This is a genomic window from Streptomyces fulvoviolaceus (genome assembly GCF_000718165.1).
Taxonomy (GTDB): domain Bacteria; phylum Actinomycetota; class Actinomycetes; order Streptomycetales; family Streptomycetaceae; genus Streptomyces; species Streptomyces fulvoviolaceus.
This window is the reverse complement of the sequence record NZ_JOEY01000226.1, coordinates 1-240: the sequence shown is the minus strand read 5'-3', so window position 1 is coordinate 240 and position 240 is coordinate 1. Positions and strand designations below refer to the sequence as shown.

Annotated in this window: 1 protein-coding gene; it reads left to right on the top strand. The window is 70.0% G+C overall.

Features of this window, described 5'->3' with window-relative positions:
• The coding region (locus IG08_RS55550) for a carboxyl transferase domain-containing protein (protein ID WP_275937288.1) at positions 1-240 on the top strand (240 nt) is incomplete at both ends.

Sequence of the window (240 nt, the reverse complement as noted above, 5' to 3'; positions counted from 1 at the left end):
CACGAGATTCGTGCCCGGGCGCTGGCCGGCCCGAGTGAGAGGGCGACCGAGGCGCAGCATGCCAAGGGCAAGCTGACCGCGCGGGAGCGTATCGAGCTGCTGCTCGATGCGGGTTCGTTCCGGGAGGTCGAGCAGTTGCGCCGGCACCGGGCGACGGGGTTCGGTCTGGAGGCCAAGAAGCCGTACTCGGACGGTGTGATCACCGGCTGGGGCACGGTGGAGGGCCGTACGGTCTTCGTC